The organism is Marinilactibacillus piezotolerans, from assembly GCF_900114235.1.
GTDB lineage: Bacteria > Bacillota > Bacilli > Lactobacillales > Carnobacteriaceae_A > Marinilactibacillus > Marinilactibacillus piezotolerans.
This window is the reverse complement of sequence record NZ_FOSJ01000009.1, coordinates 44,054-65,222: the sequence shown is the minus strand read 5'-3', so window position 1 is coordinate 65,222 and position 21,169 is coordinate 44,054. Positions and strand designations below refer to the sequence as shown.

Genomic DNA, 21,169 nt, shown 5'->3' with positions numbered 1-21,169 from the left:
TGTTTAAATTCACCATTCCGATCACGTGGAATCTGAAGCTGAAGTTCGCCGTATTCGGTTTTGACCTTACGATCATAGGTGCCATTCCGAGAGTTTCCTGAATGGAAACCGATCCGATCATATTTTTCATAATCCAAAAAGGCAGTCAATTCTGTTTTTAAGAGGGTGTTAACGGCTAATTCTAGATGAGAACGAAAACATTCGTTTAAATCACCTTTTGTGGCTAGAGTCTGTAAGATATCTGTAGTAAGATTGTTCATAGGGAAGTCCTCTTTTCTGTGAATGTAGTGTGGTAACTCTATTCTACAGAAGGGACTTCCTTTTTTCTATTTACACAAGATATTTTACACTCTCGTAAAAACGTAAATTTCAAGTTTAAGTTAGCCACTTGTAGTTACTCTGTTTTACGTTTTAATATCTAGCTATCGAACTGTAATGAGTCCTGTTTGTTAAAAATTCACGAATCAAGTGGCCATACGTTCTTGTTGGAATGCTTTCACGAAACAGTCATGTGGTGTTTGATAATCTAAGATTCTTCTAGGATAGTCATTCATCCATTGTTGAATTCGTAAGCATTGAGCTTCGTTCACATCAGTCATCGGCTTCCCTTTGGGAAGGAAACGGCGAATCAATTTATGCTGGTTCTCGCTTGTCCCGCGTTCCCATGAAGTATAAGGATGACTAAAATAGACATCCACTACATCTTGCAAGGCTTCGTGCAGTCCTGTGAATTCAGATCCATTGTCGGAGGTTACTGTTTTAAACAGGCAGCTAAAGTGTTCACCAGCACGCTCTCGCAATACATGAACTGCCTGGTCAACTGAATGAGCGTCTTTTCCATTCAATTTTAAGATGACTTCAAAACGTGTTTGCCTTTCGGCTAACGTCAGTAAAACGGCATCTGATTTCACCTTGTTTCCTACAACAGTATCGATTTCCCAATGGCCGAATGTTTCTCGAGTTCCGATGATTTCTGGACGCTCGTCTATGGATTTTCCTAATACGCGCTTGTTAAGATTCGATTTATGATTCTGTTTTTTTATTTTGCGAGACAGCTTTTCGAGCAAGTCTAAGTTCGTTGTTTTCATGATGCCTCGATCAATCCACTGATAAAGAGTGGTGGTGCAAGGAATGATTGAAGGATTGAACAATCCCTGATTTAAGGCAAAACCAATTACAACATCTGGGGACCACTTTTCATGGATCATCTTGTCATCAGCCCAGTTAGTAAAAGCATCTGTATCGGCCCATTTGGGCCGTCTACCAGAGTTCAGACGCTCTTTATCGTAGTGAGATTGTCCTGCGTCAGCGCTATAAACAGAGTCATAATAGTCATACACTTTGCCATTTTGATTTTGGCGTTTTAATTGTGTAACTGTCCCTCTTTTGATTTCATTATGGATGGTTTGTGGAGCTCGCTCAATAACTCCAGAAATCTGTCGGTTTGAATAGCCTTCTTTTTTTAGAACCTCTATTTGGCAGCGTTCCGCATAAGAAAGGTGTTTTCCCTTACGTGAATCTATGTTATTCTTAGTTTGCGTCATGTGAATTCATCCTTGTCTATTGAGAGTTAGTGGTAACTTCAATATAACATGAAATTCACATGGCGTTTTTTAGTTAGCGGTGGCTAACTTCATTATATAATCCACCACTCTCGTAAAAAATAAAAAATCGGGCATTATTATAATAATAAATACCCGAAAATACTATGAACTTATATTTTAATCAACTTTTTAAAACCTAGAACGCTTTAACCATTCCACCATCAACTAATAAACTTTGTCCTGTTAAATAAGTGTTAGCCCCTGACACTAAAAAAGTAGCTACCTTAGCAAATTCTTCAGGTTTACCATATCTGCCAAATGGTATATTTTGTAACATGCCTTCAGTTACTTCTTGTTGAGTTTTTCCTTGTTTTTCAGCCTTAGAAGAATCTAACTGAAGCAAGCGTTCAGTTTCGATTCTACCAGCTCCTATTGTATTCACTAAAATTCTATGCGGCGCTAATTCCTGAGATAAACTTTTTGATAACCCTGAAATACCCATTCGAAAAACATTCGAAAGAGTCAAACCATCAATTGGTTGTTTGATTGATGATGAAGCATTATTTAAGATATGTCCGCCATTTACTTTTAAATCTGGTAGAACTTCTCTTATAGTGCGTATAAAACTCATGAGAGTAAGATCAAAAGCTTTTTGCCAATCGGTATCATCAAAATCTTCAAAAGTTCCAGCTGGTGGTCCACCGGCGTTATTAACTAGTATAGAAATCGGACCAAACGTTGATCTGGTAATATCTACAAGGTTTTTGATGCTATCAGCATCTGTAATATCAGCAACAGTATATTCAACTTTTCCAGCAGCAGTTTTCCGGATTTCTTTTTGGGCTGTTTCTAATTTGTCCTTACTTCTACTCGTCAGCATCACATTAGCACCTTCTTTAGCCAATTCAGCTGCGATTGCTTTTCCTAGTCCCGAGCTAGAAGCTAGTACGATAGCTGTTTTGCCTGTCAATTTTAAATCCATTATCCTGTCTCCTTTTATGATTGATATTACTTTAATTATAGACTAATGGTCACTTCTGGTAAATTACTTTGGGTTTTCGGGCGGCAACCACTTCATCTAGTCTTCTAACTGATTTGGTCAATGGAGCTTCGTGCAATAATTCTGGCTGTTCTTCCACTTCTTCTGCGATTTTGATCATAGCATCCGCAAATTCATCTAATGTCTCTTTCGCTTCGGTTTCAGTTGGTTCAATCATAATGCATTCTTCTACAATCAATGGAAAATAAACAGTTGGAGCATAGAATCCATAGTCTAACAAACGCTTAGCAATGTCTAAGGTTCTAACACCTTTACGTTTCTGGCGTAATCCACTCAGTACAAATTCATGCTTACAATGCTGTTTGTAAGGCGTATCATAATACTTGGATAATCTGGCTTTCAAGTAATTTGCATTAAGTACTGCATCTTCAGAAACTTGCTGCAAACCTTCTGCGCCCATTGATCTGATATACGCATATGCTCTTACATTGACTCCGAAATTTCCAAAATATCCTTTTACTCGTCCTATTGTATCGGCATAATCTGTGTTTAAAACATACTCTTCTTCTTGCTTTTCTATTCTTGGAACAGGTAAAAATGGTGACAGATATTTCTTGACCCCTATTGGACCCGATCCCGGACCACCTCCGCCATGTGGTGTGCTAAAGGATTTGTGTAAATTTAAATGAACGACATCAAATCCCATTTCTCCAGGAGTTGATTTGCCTAAAATAGCATTTGCATTCGCACCATCATAATATAATAAACCGCCTGCTTCATGTACGATCTCAGCAATTTCAACAATATCAACTTCAAATAAGCCTAATGTATTCGGGTTTGTAAGCATTAATCCTGCAGTATCTGGTCCTAATGCTGATTTAAGAGCCTCAACCCCCACAGTTCCATTTTCATTAGATTTGATTTCCCTTACGTTATATCCGGCTACTGCTGCGCTAGCTGGATTGGTACCATGAGCAGAATCTGGAACTAAAATCGTTTTTCGCTGGCTACCTTCTCCATTCTTTTCATGATAAGCTTTAAAAATCAGTAAACCTGCCCATTCTCCTTGTGCCCCGGCGGCTGGTTGTAAAGAGATATCATCCATGCCAGTAACTTGTTTCAAGTCTTCCTGTAAATCATACATCAATTTCAGAGCCCCTTGTACAGTAGCTGGATCTTGTAAAGGATGGATATTCATAAAACCATCCATGCGCGCTATGTCTTCATTGACCTTGGGATTATATTTCATTGTACATGACCCTAAAGGATAAAAGCCTGTTTCAATGCCAAAGTTTTTATTAGCTAGTGCTGTATAGTGTCGCATCAGCTGCAGCTCAGAAACTTCCGGTAATTCAGCAGCATTTTTTCTAGATAAATGTTTTGGTAGTTGTGCAGTAAGATCAAAAGTTTCCACATCATTTTCCGGTAAACTATATGCTCGACGCCCTGATTTGGATTGTTCAAAAATCATTTTTGTATTGGAAGTTGTCATTTTATTTTACCACCTCTACTAAAGCTTTTACGAATTGATCCATTTCATCCTTCGTTCTTTTTTCCGTTGCACATAGTAACATAGCATATTCAACATTTATTAAAGCTGAGACATCATACCCACCTATAAATCCTTTTTTAAAAAGGAGGTTATTAACTTGAGAGACAGGTTTACTTAGTTTCACTACAAATTCATTGAAAAAGGCTGAATGATTGAATAGCTCAAATCCTGCTTCTTTTAGTTTACTCGCTAAGTAATGTGTCTTATCAATATTTTGCTGTGCCATTTCCTGCACACCGACTTTTCCTAATGCAGACATGAAGACTGAACTAGCTAAAGCATTTAATGCCTGGTTAGAACTCATATTAGAAGTAGCTTTTTCACGACGTATATGTTGTTCTCTCGTTTGCAGAGTCATTACAAATCCCCGTTTACCTTCAATATCCACTGTCTCTCCAACAATCCGGCTTGGTACTTTACGCATATATTTACTTTTAACTGTAAAGTATCCACAATGCGGTCCGCCATAAGACATAGGTAAACCAAGAGGCTGCATATCCCCGACAACAATATCTGCTCCAATATTTCCTGGAGCCTCCAATTTTGCCAGAGCTAATGGATTAGCTACCACGATGAGTAATGCATTACTTGCAGTAAGAATCTCTTTGATTTCTTTTAAGTCTTCAACTGATCCAAAGAAATTAGGATATTGTACCACCACTGCAGCAGTTTGTTCATTCAATACACTTTTTAACTGATCCAGATCTGTAATTTCTTGTTTTAGTCCAATAGTTTCAATTTTATATTCCATTCCAAATGCATAAGTATCGACAACTTCTTTTGCTTGAGGATGAAGTGCATCAGACAACAATATCGTTTGTTTTTTTGTGACAGCTGTTGCCAGATTGCAGGCTTCTCCTAAAGAAGTAAACCCATCATATAAACTTGAATTGGAGACATCCATTCCAGTTAATTCACAAATCATTGTCTGAAATTCAAATAATGCCTGCAGCTCACCTTGACTGGCTTCTGGTTGATAAGGTGTGTAAGCTGTCATAAACTCTGATTTAAGCGTGACATGATTAACGACGCTAGGTACAAAATGATCATACGTACCGGCACCTAGAAAATATGGAGAACTTGATGCTGTTTTATTCAATTCTGATAAGGAATGCATGTGTTTGATTAATTCAAGTTCACTTAAAGGTTCAGCCAAATCTATTTTTTTCTCATGCGTTGCTCTGGTTGTGACTGGAATATCAGAAAACAAGTCATTAATTGATTCGACACCAATCGTTTTTAACATTTCTGTTCTATCAGCTTCAGTCGCTGGTAAGTATCTATGCTGTTCTGTCATTACTACACCCCTTGATTTAAGAATAAAATAATAGAGACTTCCCGGAAGATGAGAACTCTCTATCATAGATTCTCTTTGATTTGCTTCTTATTTATGAGTCCATAAAATAAAAATTATTCACTTACAAATTCATCGTAAGCTTTTGCATCCATCCACTCTTTTGTATCCAGCATACCTGAAACTTGGACTTCTACAATCCAGCCAGCACTAAAAGGAGAATCGTTTAATTTCTCAGGTTCATCTTCTAGAGAATCATTAATTTTTGTAATGGTTCCTTCAACAGGACCATATATATCTGAAGAAGATTTTACAGATTCAACGGTTGCAAATCCTTCTTCTTTTTTCATTGTATCGTTTAAAGCAGGAAGTTCTACAAATACAACATCCCCTAATTGTTCGACTGCATAATCTGAGATACCTATTCTCACGTAATCCTCGCTTATGACTTCTATCCATTCATGTTCGTTAGTAAAATATAATTTTTCCTTTTCAGCCATCTTATATTCCTTCTTTCCTGTTTTTTATATTTTTCAGCCAATCTTTTTTAGTGATTCTAGCTTCAATTTGTTTTTTTCTTACTTGTATCCAAATCTTATTACCAAATTCAGCATATTTTTTATCGATTATCATCATACCAATACTTTTACCAAGAGTTGGAGATTGGGTGCCCGAAGTCACTGTCCCGATTACTTCTGATTCCTGATTTAAAACGGGATAATTATGTCTTGCAATCCCTTTTTCAACTAGTTCAAATCCACGGGAAATCCTTTTTAATCCTTCAATTTTTTGCTTTTTTAAAGATTCCTGTCCGATAAATGGTTTTTCTTTATCCACTTTTACTGCAAATCCTACTCCACCCTCTAAAGGAGAAATTTCTTCTGTCAATTCTTGTCCGTAAAGTGCCATTCCCGCTTCAAGTCTCAATGTATCTCGCGCTCCTAGTCCACATTCCTTCAATCCATGACAGACTCCAGCTTTTAATATTTTATCCCACAGCTTCTGAGTTTGATTCCACTTTACATAAAGTTCAAATCCATCCTCACCAGTGTAACCTGTTCTGGAAACGATCACTTCTTCTATATCTCCAAATTTTTCTGAAGGCAGGAAAAAGTATGACTTTAAACTGGATAGATCCCTTTGTGTCATTGATTTCAGTATTCTTTCCGCATTTGGTCCTTGAAGAGCTATCAAACCATAATTATTTGAAACATTCTCTATTTTAATAGATTTTTCTTTGTTCATTACCATCCATTGATAAATCTTTTCAGTGTTTACTGCATTTGGTGTAACGAGAAAATGATCAGCAGAAAATTTAAATAAAAGCAAATCATCCAATGTTCCGCCTGCTTCATTGGTCATGGTATTATACTGAGCTTGATTTACTTTCATTACTTTTACGTCGTTAGTAACTAGTCTATTCAGCCATTCAGCTGAACCTTCTCCACACACAATAATCTCTCCCATATGGGAGACATCAAACATTCCCGCTTGTTCCCTAACTGCTTTATGCTCTTCTGCAAGTTTAGTAAACTGAACCGGGAGTGCCCATCCGCCAAAATCAATCAACTTAATATCTTTTCTTTTATAATAATCATACAAAGGAGTTTTTAATAAACTCATCTCGGTTTCTTCAGACATCTGGTTCCTCCGCTATCTATAAGATATGTATTGCAAGATAAAAAAATAATTAAAACACCCTAAAAAAGTATTCTACATTAATTTTTCAAATTTAACATCACTTTTCATTTCATACATTTTATCACGTTTTTATTCGTTCTGAAACAGATATTTCTTTAATTCTCTTTAAGTAACACGGTTACAAACCTTTATAATCGAATTATGTTATCGAAAAACCTATTTATAGTTCGCATTGGAAAGCATAACATCGGTTTCACTTCTCTTTTAATTAATATATTATTGTATCTTCTCGATTTGGTTTATAATCTTCATTTTCTCCTTTTATGATACAATATAGATAACATAATAAAAAGGGGCTTATTAATATGCAGCAAGAAGTAACAAATTTTGTATTTCATAATCCGACTAAAATCATTTTTGGGAAGAATCAGATTCAATCTTTATCTGCACTCATTCCGCAAGACAAAAAAATCCTTATCACTTATGGCGGTGGGAGTGTTCAAAGATTTGGTACACTAGACCGTGTTAGAGAAGCACTAGCTGATCATAAGTTTGGAGAATTTGGTGGTATTGAAGCAAATCCTACTTATGAAACTTGTATGAGAGCTGTTGAATTAATCAAAAGTGAACAGTTTGATTTTATACTCGCTGTTGGCGGTGGGTCAGTCATTGATGGTTCGAAATTCATTGCCGCAGCTGCTGAATTTACTGGTGATCCTATTAATATTTTTGCAAAAGGAATCGGGTCAGGAGAAGAAATCAAATCTGCTCTCCCATTAGGTACTGTCTTGACACTTCCAGCAACCGGATCTGAAATGAACAGCGGAGCAGTTATTACGTTTAAAGAGAAAAAAGCAAAAGTAAGTTTTGGAAGCCCGTTTGTTTTTCCGGTCTTTTCTATATTAGAACCTGAATTAACCTATACATTACCAAAAAGACAGTTGTCAAATGGAATTACAGATTCATTTGTTCATATAATTGAACAATATCTAACCTATCCAGTTGGTGGAGCTAGAGTACAAGATGGATTTGCTGAAAGTTTACTGCGTACGTTGATTGAGATTGGTCCTGAAGTCATTCAAGAAGATAAACATGACTATTCTATTCGAGCAGACTTTATGTGGACTGCTACAATTGCTTTAAACAAACTACTTTCTACAGGTGTTCCAGGCGATTGGTCTACTCATGCATTAGGACATGAAATTACTGCTTTGAATCACACAGATCACGCTCGTACGCTTTCAGCTATTTTACCTGCTGTTATGATGGTTCGAAGAGAACAAAAATTTGATAAGCTTGTTCAATACGCTGAAAATGTCTGGGGCATTACTGATGGATCTGAAGAAGTAAAAGTTGATGCAGCCATACTAAAAACTGCTGCTTTTCTTAGATCAATCGACATGCCCATAACGCTTAAAGAAATCGATGTTAAATCAGAAGATATTGATTATCTTGTGGAGCAATTAGATATTCATGGTAATTCACATATTTCTGAACGTGGAGATCAGACATTAGCTGTATCAAGAGCTATTTATGAAAAAGCTCTAGAATTAGATTTTTAATACCACATATTAAAAGGAGGAATATTCATGAGCCATCACTCGCTTATAAAAAGTCTTACTGTACTTTCATTATCCGGGTTACTGTTAGGTGCTTGCGCAGATACCGAAGCTCCAGAACTTACAACAGATGATACTGAACAAACTGATAGTAATGACCAGTCAAATACAGATTCTTCTAGCGAGGAGCAAGATACTACTCTTTCGCAAAATATGCTGGATTGGGTACCAATGAGTGCTAACACTAAATATGTGTATGAAGGTGAAGGAAACGAAAGTGCTAGTTACACTATTTATCCTCAGTTCACACATAGCGATACCTTACAACTAGTTCAAGCTACTTCAGGTACTGATATGGTAAAAGTATATGAATACACTGAAAATGAAGTTCGGGAAGTTTTTTTAAGAGGAGAAACTTATTTTAGAGATGATATCGTAGATACAGGGCTGACTACTGGACAAGAAAACTTCGATATTCTGCTGCAATCTCCTATAGAAGAAGGCCACAGCTGGGAAAGTCCATCTGGGTCAGTTTCTGAGATTACGAATACCGATGTATCAGTTGAGACACCTTCTGGAAATTATGACGCAATAGAAGTAACACGTACAATTGATGACACGACTACTTTATTGTATTATGCTCCACAAGTTGGTCTAGTACAGACGATTTCTGAACCTGAGAGTGAAATGACCGTAACTTCTACTTTAAGTGAGATTCAAGAAGATGCCGATGAAGAAATACCATTGACGGTTTATGAATTGAATGAAATGGCTACAGCACTGACTATTGTGGATACTACACTAGAGTTGAAGACAAACGATCCCGCTCGTATCCAATTAACAGAAATCTTAAATGGAAATACTGGAGATATAACTATTCCTTCCCTAACTGAAAATACTGAAATCAATTATATGTATTTAGGTAACGATGGTATTGTCCATATAGACTTTTCAGAAGAAATTACTGAAATGCAAGCCGGTTCCGGTATTGAAGCATTACTTCTTCAAAGCATCGTCAATACTATCGGTGGACTGTATCAGACTGATGAAGTTCTTTTAACCGTTGAAACCGAACCATATTCTTCAGGTCATGTTTTACTTGAAGAAGGACAAACTATGCAAGTTGATCAATCGGTTGTTGAGTAACTTATTTTCTCTTTTGACTATTTATCATATAAAAACCCCTTTCGCTTTTAACAGGCGAAAGGGGTTTTACTATTTATATTTAATTTTTATTCTTCATTTCTTTTTTTACTTTCAGGAAATAAGTCAATGTACCAAAGAGATAGCCAATTCCTCCGCCTATGATTACTCCATATAACAGATGATTCATAAATATGCCTATGATTATTCCAATAACAGCTCCTGAGATCATTCCAAATGGCATCAGAAAGTTGACAAATCCATTATCTTTTGAAGGCATCATTATACAATCACTCCTTATATTTTGTAAAAATCAAGAACCCAAGCGCACCTTTATGAATAACTTTATGCCAGAAAATTATCCATATAAAGTCTCTTTATTATTCTGAGATGTCTATTTTACTAATTCATATATCGCTTCAGCGTAAATTGCCATTGCATTTATCAGATCATCTACTGCCATAAATTCATTTGCCTGGTGCATTGTATCGACACTATCCGGGAACATTGCACCATAAGCGACTCCACGTGTCATTAAACGTCCATAAGTTCCACCACCTATAACTTGTTCACTTGCTTCTAATCCAGTCTGACGTTGATATACATCTAATAAAGTGCGTACTAATGGGTCATTTCCGGGAACATAATGTGGTACTTTTCCTTCTGGTAGTGTTACTTCTACAGAATATTGAGACAGCTTTTCTTTTATGCTTTTACCAATTATTTCTTCAGAAGTACCTTGAGGATAGCGCATGTTAATTGTTAGCTGTCCTGCTTTATCTGCGTTAAATTTGAAGATTCCGGTATTTGAAGTTAAAGCTCCCATCACTCCATCAGTGTGTGCAACGCCTAATTTTTTTCCAGCTGGATCTTCATGCAAGTAAAGTGCAGCAACTTGTATAAAATCTTTTGCATCTCCACCGAAGTTGAAATCTGACAAGAACCTAGCTAGATATGTTCCGGCGTTTACACCTTTTGCCGGTGTACTGCCATGAGCTGCTTTTCCAACGATTCTAATTGTTACACGGTTACCATCTACTGCTAAATCACCAGTTACTGGCTGACCAGAAAGAAAGTCCTGGAATCCATTTTCCAATTCTTCTGGTTGATTGGAATCTATTACCGCAACAGCATCTTGAGGAACCATATTTGGGCGTAATCCAGATTCAAATTCAACTAATGTATGTGTTCCGCCTGCTGCATTTCCACCAAAATTCAAAATTGCAGATACATTCCCTTTTTCACCGTTAATGATCGGAAATGCTGCATCAGGAGAGAATCCAAAATCTGGTTCTTGTTGAGTTTTTAAATAGTGTGTGATTCCTTGCCATTCACTCTCTTCATCAGTTCCTAAGATAAAGCGAATTTTTTTAGAAACAGGTAAATCTAATTCTTTAATCATTTTGATGGCATAGTATGCAGCCATACCAGGTCCTTTGTCATCACTTGAACCACGTGCATATAATCTGCCGTCTTTGATTACTGGTTCGAAAGGGTCAGTTTCCCAGCCAGTACCTGTTGGCACAACATCAACGTGAGCGAGGACACCCATGATTTCATCGCCATCGCCATATTCAATATGTCCTGCCCAATTATCAAAGTTTTCAGCTTTAAAGCCGTCTCTTTCCCCAATTGCAAGAAATTCTTCTAAAGCTTTTTTAGGTCCAGGACCTACTGGTGCATCTTCAGTAGCTTTTGAATCATCTCTTACACTATCGATTTTCAGGATCGTAAATAAGTCCTCTAAGAAATCATCTTTTCGTTTTGCTGCTTCTGCTTTCCAATCAATTGATTGATTTGTCATATTTGTTTTTCCTCCTAATAAATCTATCATGTTTAGTAAAAAAGTGAATACCTTTAGAATTCAATCTTTTTTACTTCTATATTCTATTTTAGCATTTTTTAGAGCAAACACCAATTCAAGAACAAGTAAAACATGTGCATAATCAACGAACTAAGCGTAAAATCTATAGCAAAGGAGGGTATCTTTTGAAATTAATAAGTGAAAGTTATATAAAACAGGCTATCCCTAAAAGAGAAAAGAATAGTTATAAAGGGAATTTCGGTAAATTATTGTTTGTTGGCGGTAATGAACAAATGGGTGGCGCAATTATCATGTCTGCCTCTGCAGCTGTTTACTCGGGTGCGGGTTTGGTAACTGTTGCTAGTTCTCCTATTAATGTCCATGCTCTGCATTCGAGAATCCCCGAAGCTATGTTTGTAGATATGTACGATCTAGATACTTTAGTTAATATGGTGGATAAGATGGATGGAATTGTTATCGGGCCTGGTCTTGGACGAGATGACCGTGCAAAAGATGTGATGAAATCAGTGTTAAATGAATTAAGGGAGGATCAATTCATATTAATAGATGGAGATGCTATTTCTATTTATATAAATGAGTCACTAGCGCATCCTAAAGCTCAGCTTGTATTCACTCCTCATTTAGGAGAATGGAAGACTTTATCAAATATGGAACCAGACAAAGAAAATGTGGAAGATAATATACAAAAACAAAAAGATCTAGACGCTATTATCGTTTTGAAAAAAGGACAATCTGAAATTTATTTTGAAGATGAAGTCTGGCAGAATATACCTGGCAATCCTTCGATGGCTACAGGCGGTATGGGTGATACACTTGCTGGGATGATTGCAGGATTCATGGGTCAATTTGAAAATTATGAGAAAGGTATTCTTTCCGCTGTTTTCTTGCACAGTAAAATCGCCAATACATTAGCTGAAACAAATTACGTTACTTTACCAACCGCCATTATTAATGATATTCCTAGAACAATGAATGACTATGCAAATTCAAACTAGCTTTTTCAAAAACTCTTCGTTATACTGAATTAGAGAAATCAGGAGAGGTCGAGAAAGTTGAATTTAAAATTATTTGTAATATGTTTAGGTGCTTTTGCATTAGGTTTTGCATTAATGTACTTTAATCAGCAATTGTTATTCTTTTTAGGAATGGTTGCTTTAGCTTTACTGGGATTGAATTCAGGACCTAGACTGGAACATGATCCAGCAGAGGAAAAGTTCAAAAAAGACCGGCTAAGATTCATCAGGTTAATGTGGATCAGTGCATTCTATGTAAGTTCTGGATTTATTGCTTTATTTACACTAGGTGCATAATTATTGCCAAACTTTAAATTAAACCAATAACTCGCTTTTAGATTTCTATCTTTAAAAATTAGAGTTTAATATTTTGCAGCGAATTGGCTGGTTAATGTCCGGTATTTTACTTGGACGTGAACCAGTCATTTTTTATTTCTATAAACAAAAATTTTCATATCCAGTATACTTTTTATTGCTTATCCGTTTAAACTAGTAGTTTTAATTTTGAATATACAAAAAAACCCTAAAAGTCAGAATGAAATATCTAACTTTTAAGGGCTGAAGTTATTAAGATTTTTCAAACAAGCACGACATTTAATATTATGATTTCAATTGTTGAATTTCTTCTTTTGTACATTCCCTGTACGCCCCGAGTTCCAGCAAAGGGTCTAGCGTCAAAGGTCCCATAGAAAGTCGTTTTAGATAAAGAACTTCTTTATCTACTGCATGGAACATCCTTTTGACTTGATGAAATTTCCCTTCTTGAATCACAATTTCAATTTTAGAGGTTGCTTCTTCTTCGTCAACCGATAATATTCTCAAGTCTGCAGGCATTGTCAGATACTCATCATCTAATTCAATGCCTTCTTTAAATTCAGTAATATCTTTTTCAGTGACAATTCCTTTTATCTCTGCAAAATACTTTTTGTCTACGTGATGCTTAGGGGAAAGCAGCCTGTGTGTCAATGTTCCGTCATTAGTCAACAGTAATAATCCTTCAGTATCGATATCTAAGCGACCTACTGGATGTGGATCCTGAACAATATCACTCGGTTGAAGTAAATCAAGTACTGTTTCATGCATATCATCTTCAGTCGCACTGATAACACCTGCTGGTTTGTTCAGCATAAAGTAAACGAATTCTTGATAGTCTAAAGGTTCCCCAGCAATAAATACTTCATCGATATCCGGATCCACCTGCGTTTTCGGATCTTTTACGACTTCACCATTGATTTCAACAATCGAAGTCTTCAGTAACTTTTTAACTTCTTTCCTGGTTCCTAACCCACTATGAGCTAATAACTTATCGATTCTCATAATTCACCTCTAGTCTAGTGTATCTAACTTATTCATTTAACTCAAAAGTTTATTTTATTCTTAGTTTATTTCTTACTCTAGCAGCTTGTGCTCCTAGTAAACGATCCGCTAACCGTGTTTTCAGTACAAGATAACCATAAACTATTATTCCTACAAAAGCTAGAATAGGCAAAGACAATCCTGCTTGGATTTTACTATCATAATTTAAAAACATTTCTGTTCCTTCTCTAGCAATAACGGTGACAGCTCCCATAATTAATGAAAGGATAAAAATAAGCATTGATCGACGAAACAGTAAACTAGCAGAATAGTTAGTTGCTTTGTGCATAATTCTCATCATTAACCAGCAGGTTATTCCGAATCCTATAATAGTTGAATAGAGCATGCCATATGCACCAAAGCCTAAAAACCCTACAAATAAAGGCTGGGTAATCAACTTAGCTATAAACCCAATAATCAATGCTCTGATAGCCGGTCTTGTTTGTCCAGCAGCCTGCAGCATATTTCCTAAGACTGCATATAAAGCAATAAAAATACTCATATAAGCAGAAACTTGTGTAACAGCAGTTCCTAACTCGTTCGGCTTAAAGAAAACATTGTATAGTGGTTCAGCTACTGCTGCCATCCCTACTGCTGCAGGAAACATAACAAAAAACAAAAGCTGAACCCCTTTTGAAAATTGTCTACTTACTTCTTTAATATCTCTTTTAGCCATCAATGTACTAATTAGCGGAACTGTAGTAATTGATAGAGCTGTACCGAATGAAGTTAATATCATAATTAGTTTATGTGCATTTGCTTGAGTAATTCCGTAGGTTTCTTCAATTGCATCTTTACTCATGGTTGACAACCACTCCATAATCGGAGCATAAGTAATTTGATCAATCATCTGAAAGATTGTAATGCCCGTAGCAATAACGATGAAGGGTATTGACGTCTTGATGATCCCTTTTAACAGTGCATTGGAAGAAACGGTTACTTTTCCAGCACTTTCTTCGGCGCTATAATCAAATGCTGTATCTAATCTTTTGATTTTCCAAGCAAGATAGGCTATCGAAAAGATTGCACCTACAAAGGCGGCAAAAGTAGAATACGATACTGCCGTAACCATTCCTTCGCCTTCACCTAACAATACCTGAGTTATGATGTAAGCAGAAGCTAACATAAAGATAATTCGTGCAAACTGTTCAATCATTTGAGAAATTGCTGGCGCAGCCATTGTATTATGTCCTTGAATAAATCCTCGAGTCACACTTTGTGAAGGTATAATCAACAAAGCAGGGACCAAAGCTCTCATAACGATTACTGCATCATCAGCACTTGCTGATGGACTAGTCTTTGCCAGCAGAGGTGCAAGTAAATATAAGGCAATCGCCGATACAACACCTGTAAATGCCATTAATTTCAAGCCTTTTTTATAAATTGATTTAGAGACTTCATATTCTCCAATCGCATTATAATGACTGATCTGCTTTGAAATAGCTGAAGGTACACCTGCTGTAGCTAGTGCCAAGAAAAAAGCATACGGTGTATAGCCGATTTGAAATAAAGCATTGGCAGCATTGGCCTCGCTTCCCATCCAAGCCATCCAGGGAATAATATATATAATCCCTAAAACTCTAGAAACCATGCTTCCTGCTGTCATCCAAGCTGATCCACTAACCAATTGCTGATCGTGAGTCATTTCCTTTTTTAATGTATTCGGAGTGGACTGATTATCCATTGTAGATTGAACCTTCTTTCAATAAGTCGAGAATAATTTATTTTATAAAAATCATAGTCTTACTTTTACATAGAAAAAGGAGCAGCCACGCGCTCCTTTTCCAATTAGGTTCTATTTTACTGTTTTAATGTATCCGTTGCAATCTCGTTTACAAAGAATAAAGCAATTTATTGAAAATTTAAGTTTTTAGACAGTTTTTAAAGGAAGCTGACTTAATTCAATTGCTGTTTTGCAAACAAGCCGTACATAGGATGTGTACTCAACAGCTCCTCGTGGGTTCCGATACCAGTAATCTCGCCATTGTCGATAAATAAGATTTTATTTGCATCTATAATTGTGCTCAATCGATGAGCAATCACAAATGTAGTACGCCCTTCCATTAATTTATTCAATGCTTGTGATACTATTCGTTCTGACTGGCTGTCAAGACTGGCAGTTGCTTCATCCATCATCAAGATCTTAGGATTTCTTAAAAAGGCTCTGGCAATATTGATTCGCTGTCTTTGTCCTCCAGATAGTTTGATGCCGCGTTCTCCGATCCTTTCATCTAGACCATCAGGAAAAGATTCAATAAAACCTTTTGCATATGCCATCTCGGCAACTTTCCATAGTTCATCGTCAGAAATCTTAGTATCTTTCGGAAGTCCGTAACATAAATTTTCTCTAATTGTTCCCGACATCATGGCATTTTCTTGTGATACATAACCGATTTGTCTTCTCCAAGAAGCAATAGAGATATCTTGAACAGGAATAGTACCCGCAATGATCTGCCCAGATTTTGGTTCATAAAATCTTTCGATTAATGCAAATAAAGTAGTTTTGCCTCCACCACTAGGGCCGGCAAAAGCAATTTTTTCTCCTGGATTCGTAGTAAACTGAATATTTTTCAGTATTGGATTACCTTCCGTATATTCAAATGAAACATTTTCAAAATGAAGAGGTAGATTAGTAATATCTACTTCTTCCCCTACTTCTGTAGGCTCTTCTTCTTCATCAAGAATATCAATAATTCTATTCGTTGCTCCTGCTGCTTTTTGTATCTGCATGAAAAAGTTCATGAACGTAACTGCGGGGAAAATCACTTGAAATAAGTAAAGCAAGAAGGCCACTAGAGACCCCGTCGACATTACGCCTTGAGCCACGCGATATCCTCCGTATCCAATGACTAATACAATAATTCCCATCATTAAAGTATACATTAATGGCGCAATCAAAGACATATATCTAGCTTCTTTTAACCCAATCTTGTATAAGCGATTGATTCCTCTCTTACCTTTTTCTTTTTCATACGGTTCAGCTGTAGAAGATTTCATCAGTCTCGCTTCAGAGATTGTCTGTTGGATTTTGCCCGAAAACACGGCTGTCTCATCTTGCATTTCTTTTGAAATCAAAGCAATTTTATTTCCTAGCGGTTTAACCAGTATCGTAACTAGAGGTATCGCTATCAGCATAACTAGCGTCATTTGCCAATCCATAAAAATCAGTATAAAAAATACACCAATAACCGTGATGACTCCTGTAATAAACTGCGGGAAAAAAGAAGTAATCAGATTCTGAACAATAATCGTATCATTTGTTATCCGACTAACTACCTCTCCAGAAGCATACTGGTCAAAGAACTTGACTGGTAATCTTGTAACTTTTTTCCACAAAAACGATCTTAATCCTGCAATAACCTGGTGCCCTACTTTATGTAAAATGAAATTGGACATTGCATCTAATAACACTTGAATGACAAAGACTGCAATAATGCCAGCTATCATTTTAGGGGTAAAGAAATCTAATTCTACGCCATCTATAAATCGCTGTGTTACCAAAGGGATCATTAACTGAGTGGCAGTGGTCAATACACTGCCTATTAAACCAATAAATAGTAATGATTTAGATAAATCAGTTGACCAAATCAGTCTGATAAATTTTTTAAGATCATGTTTGTTTAATTTTTTTTGTACGATCAGTTCGTTACGCATAAAATCGTGTTGCATGTAAGTTTCTCCTCTATTTAGATTGATCTTGTATCTAACTTAAATATTATAAACACAGTGCATTAATATTTTATCAAACAATAGGGAAGGTTGCACTGTTTATTTAAATGATCAGACTTTAGACTGAGAAGTATAATTTAAAAGATAATCAAAAGTATAAAATAATCGGAACACACCATTTCATTAAAAGGAGACATAAAACGTAATGTCCTATGTCTCCTTGTATTATGCTTTATTTAATTAGGAGCAACAATATTGACCAACTTGCCGGGAACCACAATTACTTTACGAATTGTTTTTCCTTCCAGATGTTCTTTGATATTTTCATTTTCCATAGCCATCTGTTGAAGTTCTTCTTTTGAAATATTTTTTGAAGCTATCGCTTTTCCACGAATTTTTCCATTTACCTGGAAAACTACTTCCACTTCATCTGTTACTAATTTTGTTTCATCGTAAGTTGGCCATGGTTCATAAGAGATGCTCTCACCTGTTTGGCTGACACGACTCCAAAGTTCTTCTCCAACATGAGGTGCGATTGGAGCTAACATTTTCAAGAATCCTTTAATGTAATCGACTGGCAAACCTTCTGCTTTATATGCCGCATTTACAAAAACCATCAGCTGGGAAATACCTGTATTAAACTGCAGATTTACAAAATCTTGCGTAACTTTTTTGACCGTTTGATTATATACAATATCTAATTCTCCATTATTTATCGTTGTAATTCGGTCTCTCAAACGATCTTCTTCATCAATCAGCAGTCTCCAGACACGATCCAGAAACTTACGTGAACCTTCAAGCCCGTCTGTACTCCAAGCAATGGCAGCATCAAGCGGACCCATGAACATCTCATAAACTCTCAATGTATCTGCTCCAAATTCTTCCACAACATCGTCAGGATTTACGACATTTCCTTTTGATTTAGACATTTTTTCATTATTTTCACCTAGAATCATCCCTTGGTTATATAGGCGTTCAAATGGCTCTTTGGTTGGAACAATACCTAAATCGTATAAAAATTTGTGCCAGAAACGAGCATATAACAAATGAAGCACAGCATGTTCTGCTCCACCGATATATAGATCTACTGGTAGCCATTTTTTTAGTTTTTCTGAATCAGCTATTTGTTCTGGATTTTCAGGATCAATAAATCTCAAGAAATACCAAGAGCTCCCTGCCCATTGCGGCATTGTATTCGTATCTCTTTTACCTTTTTTCCCAGTTTGGGGATCGGTTACATTGACCCATTCTTCTATAACGGCTAATGGTGATTCACCTGTTCCAGATGGCTTGATTTCATCTGTCTTAGGCAATTCAATTGGTAAATCTGCTTCTGGGACAGTAGTTGTTGTGCCATCTTCCCAATGAATCACTGGAATTGGTTCACCCCAATATCTTTGGCGAGCAAATAACCAGTCTCTTAATCGATAGGTTGTTTTTCTCTCTCCAACCTGCTTCTCTTCGAGATAATCTATTATTTTACTGATCGCTTCTTCTTTATTTAACCCATCCAAAAAATCAGAATGAATGTGTGGTCCATCTTCTGTGAAAGCAGCTTCTTTTACATCTCCACCTTCTAGTACAGAAATAATTTCTAAATCATATTTTTTTGCAAATTCCCAATCTCGTTCATCATGGGCTGGAACTGCCATAATTGCACCAGTACCATAAGATGCTAGCACATAATCAGCTATCCATATCGGTATTTCTTTTCCGTTTATTGGATTAATTGCATATGCACCAGTGAATACTCCTGTTTTATCTTTATTTAAATCTGTTCGTTCCAAATCAGATTTAACACTTACTTCTTTTATATAAGTTTTGACAGCTTCTTTTTGATCTTCTGAGGTAATTTGATCAATCAATTCAGATTCTGGTGCCAGCACTGCATATGTCGCTCCGAATAGCGTATCAGGACGAGTTGTGAATACAGTAAAATCTAGATCTGTATCTTTAATTGAGAATATAACATTTGCACCTTCAGATTTTCCGATCCAGTTTCTCTGCATATCTTTTATATGTTCCGGCCAGTCAACCTCTTCTAAGTCTTCAAGCAAACGATCTGCGTAAGCAGTAATTTTAAGCATCCACTGCTTCATTGGTTTACGATATACAGGATGTCCTCCGCGTTCAGATTTCCCGTCGATCACTTCTTCATTTGCTAGTACTGTTCCTAATGCCGGGCACCAGTTAACTGGTACTTCCGCCTCATACGCTAATCCTTTTTCATATAGCTTTATAAATATCCACTGAGTCCATTTATAATAGTCGGGATCAGTAGTATTGATTTCTCGTTCCCAGTCATAACTAAATCCCAAAGAATTGATCTGACGCTTAAAAGTCTGAATATTTTTTTCTGTGAATTCTGCCGGGTCATTACCTGTATCCAAGGCATACTGCTCTGCAGGCAAACCAAAAGCGTCCCAGCCCATTGGATGAAGTACATTATAGCCCTGAGCACGTTTCATACGGGAAATAATATCTGTGGCAGTGTACCCTTCTGGATGGCCAACATGCAGTCCTTGTCCGGATGGATAGGGAAACATATCTAATGCATAGAAATTTTCTTTATTATCATCTTCTGTTGTTTTAAATGTTTGATTGCTTGACCAGAAGTCTTGCCATTTTTTTTCAATTGATTTGTGATTGAATGACATCTTGTTCTCTCCTTTTAAAACTATTTTATTAATATTCATAAATCAAAAAAACCCTATAAACCATACTATTGTATAGCTCATAGGGCGTTATTTATCGCGGTACCACCTAAGTTCATTGTCCTTGATAAAAGGACAATCTTAAATCTTTAACGCAGATCTACGGTTTAAGTTAGTAGAATCAAAAGATCATTTCACTTAAACGACTTCCAGGCGAGTTCTGTTTCTTTCATACGTATTTTCACCACACATACGCTCTCTATTAATGAAAGGCCAACATACTATTCCTGTTCAGAGTCTTTTATTTAATAAATAGTCACTAAAAATTTTATTTATTGAAAAATCATTTATTAGTAATCATCTTACCAAAACACTTACACTGCCGCAATAGTTTTCGTAAATTACTGAAATCAAAAAAAAGCTTTGACAGTTGTTTATTCTGTCAAAGCTTTAAAAATTAAATACTTAGTATTTGATCTATATAAATAAGATCAGATGACAATTGATTTTTATCTTTTAACTGTTGAACTGTTAGATTGAATTTAAGGGCAATACCAGAAAGAGTATCTCCGCTGACAACAAGGTAACTTCCTTTATCAGAATTTTCTTTTCCTGATTCTGCATTGACGATTAATACTTGACCGACGTAAATCATATCACTTTTTAATTGGTTCCACTCTTTAAGTTGTGAAACTGAAGTATCATATTTTTTAGCTAAGCCTGACAAAGTATCTCCTGACTTCACTTTATACTCTCCGCTTTGCGAAGATGTTTCTTCAGTTATTTTTGTGTTAGAACTACTTGAAGAACTTTGAGTCTTTCCAGCAACGACCAATTTCTGATTGACAAATATCAGGTCACTTTTCAGATTGTTCAATGACTTGATTGAAGAAACGGTTGTATTGTATTTCTTCGCAAT

Annotated in this window: 18 protein-coding genes and 1 other annotated feature; of the genes, 4 read left to right on the top strand and 14 right to left on the bottom strand. The window is 36.3% G+C overall.

Annotated features, from left to right (window positions below):
- The 7 genes from BM212_RS03840 to gcvT form a co-directional block, all read right to left on the bottom strand.
- Positions 1-260, bottom strand: a 260-nt coding sequence (locus BM212_RS03840; RefSeq protein WP_177206297.1) for a transposase, incomplete at its 3' end; no start/stop codon positions are given.
- A 204-nt stretch (positions 261-464) separates the two neighbouring features.
- Complete coding sequence (locus BM212_RS03835; protein ID WP_091896401.1) at positions 465-1,544, bottom strand: IS30 family transposase; 1,080 nt, start codon at positions 1,542-1,544, stop codon at positions 465-467.
- 196 nt (positions 1,545-1,740) lie between these two features.
- Entirely contained in the window at positions 1,741-2,526 is a 786-nt protein-coding gene (locus tag BM212_RS03830) for an SDR family oxidoreductase (protein ID WP_091896398.1), read from the bottom strand.
- Between the two features lie 49 nt (positions 2,527-2,575).
- Positions 2,576-4,036, bottom strand: a complete 1,461-nt coding sequence (gene gcvPB, locus BM212_RS03825; RefSeq protein WP_091896394.1) for an aminomethyl-transferring glycine dehydrogenase subunit GcvPB — start codon at positions 4,034-4,036, stop codon at positions 2,576-2,578.
- 1 nt (position 4,037) lies between these two features.
- Positions 4,038-5,393, bottom strand: a complete 1,356-nt coding sequence (gene gcvPA, locus BM212_RS03820) for an aminomethyl-transferring glycine dehydrogenase subunit GcvPA (RefSeq protein WP_091896391.1) — start codon at positions 5,391-5,393, stop codon at positions 4,038-4,040.
- A 113-nt stretch (positions 5,394-5,506) separates the two neighbouring features.
- Positions 5,507-5,890 (bottom strand): glycine cleavage system protein GcvH, encoded by a 384-nt coding sequence (gene gcvH / locus BM212_RS03815; RefSeq protein WP_091896388.1) that lies wholly within the window; start codon positions 5,888-5,890, stop codon positions 5,507-5,509.
- A gap of 1 nt (position 5,891) precedes the next feature.
- Positions 5,892-7,031, bottom strand: coding sequence for a glycine cleavage system aminomethyltransferase GcvT (gcvT, locus tag BM212_RS03810; RefSeq protein WP_091896385.1), 1,140 nt, complete (start codon positions 7,029-7,031; stop codon positions 5,892-5,894).
- Between the two features lie 365 nt (positions 7,032-7,396).
- Between gcvT and BM212_RS03805 the strand changes: the two genes are divergently transcribed.
- Both BM212_RS03805 and BM212_RS03800 read left to right on the top strand, forming a co-directional pair.
- On the top strand, positions 7,397-8,593 hold the full coding sequence (locus BM212_RS03805) for an iron-containing alcohol dehydrogenase (RefSeq protein ID WP_091896381.1): 1,197 nt from the start codon (positions 7,397-7,399) through the stop codon (positions 8,591-8,593).
- Positions 8,594-8,620: 27 nt separating this feature from the next.
- On the top strand, positions 8,621-9,736 hold the full coding sequence (locus BM212_RS03800) for a GerMN domain-containing protein (RefSeq protein WP_072695378.1): 1,116 nt from the start codon (positions 8,621-8,623) through the stop codon (positions 9,734-9,736).
- A 79-nt stretch (positions 9,737-9,815) separates the two neighbouring features.
- Here the strand turns inward: BM212_RS03800 and BM212_RS03795 are convergent, their stop codons facing one another.
- Both BM212_RS03795 and pepV read right to left on the bottom strand, forming a co-directional pair.
- Entirely contained in the window at positions 9,816-10,016 is a 201-nt protein-coding gene (locus BM212_RS03795; RefSeq protein ID WP_072695380.1) for a hypothetical protein, read from the bottom strand.
- 111 nt (positions 10,017-10,127) lie between these two features.
- Positions 10,128-11,537, bottom strand: coding sequence for a dipeptidase PepV (gene pepV / locus BM212_RS03790; RefSeq protein WP_072695382.1), 1,410 nt, complete (start codon positions 11,535-11,537; stop codon positions 10,128-10,130).
- Between the two features lie 185 nt (positions 11,538-11,722).
- On the opposite strand from pepV, the gene BM212_RS03785 reads away from it, so the two are divergent.
- Both BM212_RS03785 and BM212_RS03780 read left to right on the top strand, forming a co-directional pair.
- Positions 11,723-12,553: an NAD(P)H-hydrate dehydratase gene (locus tag BM212_RS03785; protein WP_072695384.1), complete on the top strand. Its 831-nt coding sequence runs from the start codon at positions 11,723-11,725 to the stop codon at positions 12,551-12,553.
- 57 nt (positions 12,554-12,610) lie between these two features.
- Positions 12,611-12,868, top strand: coding sequence for a hypothetical protein (locus BM212_RS03780; RefSeq protein WP_072695387.1), 258 nt, complete (start codon positions 12,611-12,613; stop codon positions 12,866-12,868).
- Positions 12,869-13,171: 303 nt separating this feature from the next.
- Here the strand turns inward: BM212_RS03780 and BM212_RS03775 are convergent, their stop codons facing one another.
- From BM212_RS03775 to BM212_RS12570, 5 genes are all read right to left on the bottom strand, one after another.
- Positions 13,172-13,888: a pseudouridine synthase gene (locus tag BM212_RS03775; RefSeq protein WP_072695389.1), complete on the bottom strand. Its 717-nt coding sequence runs from the start codon at positions 13,886-13,888 to the stop codon at positions 13,172-13,174.
- A gap of 49 nt (positions 13,889-13,937) precedes the next feature.
- Positions 13,938-15,611: a putative polysaccharide biosynthesis protein gene (locus tag BM212_RS03770; RefSeq protein WP_091896378.1), complete on the bottom strand. Its 1,674-nt coding sequence runs from the start codon at positions 15,609-15,611 to the stop codon at positions 13,938-13,940.
- Between the two features lie 212 nt (positions 15,612-15,823).
- Positions 15,824-17,596, bottom strand: a complete 1,773-nt coding sequence (locus tag BM212_RS03765; protein WP_245750925.1) for an ABC transporter ATP-binding protein — start codon at positions 17,594-17,596, stop codon at positions 15,824-15,826.
- A 236-nt stretch (positions 17,597-17,832) separates the two neighbouring features.
- On the bottom strand, positions 17,833-20,253 hold the full coding sequence (leuS, locus tag BM212_RS03760; RefSeq protein ID WP_091896374.1) for a leucine--tRNA ligase: 2,421 nt from the start codon (positions 20,251-20,253) through the stop codon (positions 17,833-17,835).
- Between the two features lie 77 nt (positions 20,254-20,330).
- Positions 20,331-20,554, bottom strand: a binding site (T-box leader).
- A gap of 153 nt (positions 20,555-20,707) precedes the next feature.
- A partial coding sequence (locus BM212_RS12570; protein ID WP_177206296.1) for a LysM peptidoglycan-binding domain-containing protein occupies positions 20,708-21,169 on the bottom strand: 462 nt, incomplete at its 5' end.

Coding starts and splice junctions, on each gene's coding strand:
- BM212_RS03835 (WP_091896401.1), bottom strand. CDS start 1,544: ATGACGCAAACTAAGAATAACATAGATTCACGTAAGGGAAAACACCTT.
- BM212_RS03830 (WP_091896398.1), bottom strand. CDS start 2,526: ATGGATTTAAAATTGACAGGCAAAACAGCTATCGTACTAGCTTCTAGC.
- gcvPB (WP_091896394.1), bottom strand. CDS start 4,036: ATGACAACTTCCAATACAAAAATGATTTTTGAACAATCCAAATCAGGG.
- gcvPA (WP_091896391.1), bottom strand. CDS start 5,393: ATGACAGAACAGCATAGATACTTACCAGCGACTGAAGCTGATAGAACA.
- gcvH (WP_091896388.1), bottom strand. CDS start 5,890: ATGGCTGAAAAGGAAAAATTATATTTTACTAACGAACATGAATGGATA.
- gcvT (WP_091896385.1), bottom strand. CDS start 7,031: ATGTCTGAAGAAACCGAGATGAGTTTATTAAAAACTCCTTTGTATGAT.
- BM212_RS03805 (WP_091896381.1), top strand. CDS start 7,397: ATGCAGCAAGAAGTAACAAATTTTGTATTTCATAATCCGACTAAAATC.
- BM212_RS03800 (WP_072695378.1), top strand. CDS start 8,621: ATGAGCCATCACTCGCTTATAAAAAGTCTTACTGTACTTTCATTATCC.
- BM212_RS03795 (WP_072695380.1), bottom strand. CDS start 10,016: ATGATGCCTTCAAAAGATAATGGATTTGTCAACTTTCTGATGCCATTT.
- pepV (WP_072695382.1), bottom strand. CDS start 11,537: ATGACAAATCAATCAATTGATTGGAAAGCAGAAGCAGCAAAACGAAAA.
- BM212_RS03775 (WP_072695389.1), bottom strand. CDS start 13,888: ATGAGAATCGATAAGTTATTAGCTCATAGTGGGTTAGGAACCAGGAAA.
- BM212_RS03770 (WP_091896378.1), bottom strand. CDS start 15,611: ATGGATAATCAGTCCACTCCGAATACATTAAAAAAGGAAATGACTCAC.
- BM212_RS03765 (WP_245750925.1), bottom strand. CDS start 17,596: ATGCAACACGATTTTATGCGTAACGAACTGATCGTACAAAAAAAATTA.
- leuS (WP_091896374.1), bottom strand. CDS start 20,253: ATGTCATTCAATCACAAATCAATTGAAAAAAAATGGCAAGACTTCTGG.